The sequence below is a fragment of the Azospirillum sp. B4 genome, from assembly GCF_000333275.1.
GTDB lineage: Bacteria > Pseudomonadota > Alphaproteobacteria > Azospirillales > Azospirillaceae > Nitrospirillum.
In genome coordinates, this window is the sequence record NZ_BACU01000009.1 from 1 (window position 1) to 3,824 (window position 3,824).

At 56.9% G+C, this 3,824-nt stretch carries 6 protein-coding genes; 3 read left to right on the forward strand and 3 right to left on the reverse strand.

From position 1 onward, the window contains the following. The first annotated feature begins 281 nt into the window (after positions 1 to 281). A complete protein-coding gene (locus tag I55_RS00250) occupies positions 282 to 1,154 on the forward strand; it encodes an EF-hand domain-containing protein (protein WP_044558398.1) in 873 nt (290 codons plus the stop codon). A gap of 390 nt (positions 1,155 to 1,544) precedes the next feature. Here the strand turns inward: I55_RS00250 and I55_RS35580 are convergent, their stop codons facing one another. Further along, a complete protein-coding gene (locus tag I55_RS35580) occupies positions 1,545 to 1,769 on the reverse strand; it encodes a hypothetical protein (RefSeq protein ID WP_148293500.1) in 225 nt (74 codons plus the stop codon). A gap of 20 nt (positions 1,770 to 1,789) precedes the next feature. Between I55_RS35580 and I55_RS00255 the strand changes: the two genes are divergently transcribed. Next, a complete protein-coding gene (locus tag I55_RS00255; protein ID WP_376739157.1) occupies positions 1,790 to 2,161 on the forward strand; it encodes a transposase in 372 nt (123 codons plus the stop codon). A gap of 118 nt (positions 2,162 to 2,279) precedes the next feature. Then, a complete protein-coding gene (locus I55_RS35585; RefSeq protein WP_148293502.1) occupies positions 2,280 to 2,909 on the forward strand; it encodes a hypothetical protein in 630 nt (209 codons plus the stop codon). A gap of 208 nt (positions 2,910 to 3,117) precedes the next feature. Here I55_RS35585 and I55_RS00260 read toward each other — a convergent pair whose 3' ends face one another. Together I55_RS00260 and I55_RS36690 are read right to left on the reverse strand one after the other, a co-directional pair. Beyond that, on the reverse strand, positions 3,118 to 3,570 hold the full coding sequence (locus I55_RS00260; RefSeq protein WP_083900717.1) for a nucleotidyl transferase AbiEii/AbiGii toxin family protein: 453 nt from the start codon (positions 3,568 to 3,570) through the stop codon (positions 3,118 to 3,120). Next, positions 3,488 to 3,824 (reverse strand): hypothetical protein (locus I55_RS36690; RefSeq protein WP_044558399.1); only part of this gene is annotated, 337 nt, incomplete at its 5' end. The genes I55_RS36690 and I55_RS00260, both read right to left, overlap by 83 nt.

Here is a 3,824-nt window from a genome sequence, read left to right on the forward strand (position 1 = left end):
GTAGCGCCTGTCGCCTTGATTTGGGTGCCGGCCCCCAAAAGCGGGGGGCGCCCGCCAGACCATCGATCCGGCAGCGGCGGCATGAAACCATGTCCCGCCGCCTGCGGATCATCCGTTCCGGCCCCATTCGCAGGCGTGCAAAAGGGCTGGAAATCGCAGGAATGCCTGGAACGGCGGTTGCTAGGCGGGGTATGCGCGCGTCCTTCGCGCGTCCTTGGGGGCGGCAACCGGTTGGGGGAAGCGGCGCCCCAGGTCTTACCCTAGCGCGGAGCACGCCCCCCATGACCTCCATCTCCTCCCTGGGGTCTTCCCAGTCGCTCTACAGCGCCTGGCTGACCCAGCTGACATCCTCCAGTGGCACGTCGTCCACCGATACCACCGCCGGCACGACCGACAGCGGCAGCACCAGTGATACGACGTCGACCCTTCTGAACAGCGACGGGACCACGGCCAACGGCCTCAGCAACCCCTACACCTTCCAGATGGGCGGGGGGCTGCTGAGCATGCTGCAAGGCATCAGCGACGGTGACAGTGACGGCATGTCGTCCACCACCGCCAGCGGGTCCTCAAGCACCGCCTCTTCCGATGGTACTTCCTCCGGCTCGGGCGACGCCCTGCTGGACCTGCTGCTGCAGACGGCCAGTGGCACCTCGTCCAGTACGTCCAGTGACAGCTCCACGTCCAGCGATACCTCGACGAGCGGCAGTTCCAGCAGCACCAGCATTTCCCAATCCGCCTTCGAGTCCGCCTTTGGCAGCGGCACTGGCAGCTCCACGCTGGCCGACGAGGTGTTCTCCACGCTGGACACCGACGGTGACGGGACCCTCAGCCAGTCGGAGGCGCAGTCGGCCTTGCAGTCGCTGGCTGACAGTGGTCAGTCCCAAGGCGCGGACGGCATGGGCCCGCCGCCACCGCCACCGCCGGGCGGCTTCGGCGATGACGGCTCGTCGACGTCCGCCAGCACGTCCTCCTCCAGCACCGGCGCGACCACCAGCACGGCCAGTTCCAGCGACGGCACGTCGTCGGCCAGCGGCACTACCAGCAGCACGGGCAGCAGCATCACCATCGATGGCGTCACCATCGACACCAGCACGGTGCTGACCGGCTCCGCCCTGGCCTTTGTGGCGCAGTTGCAGGGCTCCATGGCGGCGTGACCGGTCACTGACGAGGGTTAGTGATTGTTTCAAAAGTGGGCCAGACCCGCAGGAAACGCTGATTCGCATCAACGGTTTATCGGAGAGTCTTGAGCCTCCATCGCTAGTTGCCCATACTCTTACTGGGGGCAAGTCTATGGAGACAAATGATGCGGGTCACCGAACTGATTCCCGGATGGGTACGTAAACGAGATGGCTTCCAGCAACAATTGGAAGCGCTTGGTCCGATAGGGCCTGGTCCCAAATCCGCCTACATACAGACTACGCTCCAAGCGTGGATCTCTGAGTATGATGCGTTGATTTCCTACTTCTCGACGCACAGGTAATAACCTGGAGCAAGGTGGCGAAGCCAACGTGGCTTCGCCACCATCAATTTACCGCCTACCTCGTTCAGGGCGTTGATACCGTGTGTGTCGGCGCGGGCATCATTGGTGTGGTTGACATACCCAGCGTGTGACCAATCGATACGCCCGACTTCGGCCCAGCTACGTTCCAGCCTTCGCCCACCGGCTTGTAGCCGCGCTCCATGTAGTGGCGGGCCGTTGTCCGATTGAGCGAAAACATGATGTAGAGGGTGGGAATGAACACCATCAGGCGAGCGATCTGTTTGCTCAATGTGGCGGTGACACCCGCCAATTACCACGACACACGCGGCGCCAAGTTGGTTGAAGCGTTTGGTGGACCATTGGCCCAAGGGCAACATCAGAGGCAAGATGAAGGCCGTATTCGCTGACAAGGGGTATGGTGGGAAGCCGATGGCTGCCTGGGTCAAAAAGACTGTCGGTGCCGCTATGGTGATTGGCCAAAATTTAACGGCCGTACTCAAACGGTTCGTTCCAGACAAAACGCGGCGGGTGGTGGAGCGCTCTTTTGCCTGGGCGCGTGATTATCGCCGCCTGACCGAGGACGTTGAACGCCACATTCGCAACAGCGTCACGATGATCCGCTTGGCCTTCATAAGGATTATGTTGCGGCGGTTGGCGCCCTCGGTTCGAACATGGGCATAGTCCAATTGCTTGACTTAATTGGAAGAAACACAATATAAAGAAGGGATGATGAAGGAATTAAAAGGTTTATCTGGCCTGTTATGAAGGCATACGGAAGATAAATTTTTTGGAGTCCATAATGGCAAAGACCTCAAAAAGATTCTCCGATAATCCGGCGTGGAGAATCCCACTAAATGACGATCAGCTTCGTGATCTTGGAACTCTTTTTGCCGTATGGGGGCAAATTGATTTGCAAATATTGCAAGTAATTTCATGGATATTAGAATCAGACATGCACACTGTTGTTGCTTTATTGGACAACGTTACTAGCGGCACTTTAATCAGCTATCTTCGGAAAATCTCCTCTAAAATAAAGAATGATGAAGTCAAAAAAGAAGTGGAAGAATTTTGTGAATTAATGGGAGCATTGATAGAAAAAAGAAACCATTTGTCCCATGGGGCATGGGGTTGGCTTATTTCTGAAGACTTCCAAAAAGTAACGCCGGCATGTTTTTATGAAAAATCAAAGAAACCTATACATGTTGGAGATCTTAAAGAAATCACTAAGAGGATTATGGCCGAAAGCCATGCAATTAATGCATTATTCCGCCGCTCAACCGGGCAACCTCAGAATCCGCAACATCTGTCTGTAGACTTCTTTTGGGGGTCGTGGAGCAGCGATAACCCACCAACTGTAGACTGGAATGGAGTATCTCCTCTGCAGCCCGGTATGGATCATCATTGGAAGGATCAAAATGATCAAAAATGACTGCGGCCGCTTTAATCATATCAAGTGTAATATCTATTATTAGAGAATATTCTGTGTTCTGAAAATTTCCGGCCATCTTGGTAATCCTTTACTCTATTTTATTTTCTACAGCCCATGCACAAATAAGCCGCTAATGCGAATCAACCTTTCCAGCCATGTTGACGAACTTTCGAAACAGTCACTTAGAGCGGAACGCGATCAGGTGGAATCACCTGAGGTCGAAGACATCGCGGACTTTGAAGTTGGAGGGGCGGAAGAACATTTTCTTGATCGCGATTTCCCAAGGCGTCTCCAGCGGCACGGTGGCGCTTTCGAAGACCCAGGGCGCCACCGGCGTGTCCGTCTGGCTGCCGGCGACGATGAAATCTATTTCCCCGTCCGGAAATACCAGCTTCAGGTAATTGCCGGGATACTCATAGGGGTTCCCTTCCAGGATTTGGCGGGTGACCGGATTGCGTTGCGGCGTCAGGGCGCGCACCGTGTCGGAAGCGCCGACAAACGCGTCGATATCGTAGCTGGTACGATGACCATAGTGCACGGCCAGCGCCGTGCCTCCGCCGAAGCTCCAGGCCGTTCCTTCAGGCAGAGTGGCGGTCAGGCGCAGCAGATCTTGCCAGGCTGAGGGTCGCCATTTCGGCGATCCAGTCGGCGCTGCGGGCATGGGTCAGCCTCCAGACACGGGTGGCACGGTAGAGATCCTCGAAACTCAGCAGGCCCGACAACACCAGGTCGTGCAGGGTGCCCAGGGACAGTTCGTCGAAGAAGGCCTCAAGGTGCGGCCGCCAGGCGTCCACCGGAACCGGCGACAGCAGCAGGGCAACCAAGCCGGGACCGTCCAGGAACCGCGGCCGTGGCGCGTTGATGGTGGACAAGGCGCGGGTCAGAACTTGCTCCGCGTCCGGCAGCCGATCGAAA

What these genes read in the sequence shown, in the direction of transcription:
- I55_RS00250 (WP_044558398.1), top strand. Translation starts at nt 282, where the DNA reads ATGACCTCCATCTCCTCCCTGGGGTCTTCCCAGTCGCTCTACAGCGCC.
- I55_RS35585 (WP_148293502.1), top strand. Translation starts at nt 2,280, where the DNA reads ATGGCAAAGACCTCAAAAAGATTCTCCGATAATCCGGCGTGGAGAATC.
- I55_RS00260 (WP_083900717.1), bottom strand. Translation starts at nt 3,570, where the DNA reads ATGCCCGCAGCGCCGACTGGATCGCCGAAATGGCGACCCTCAGCCTGG.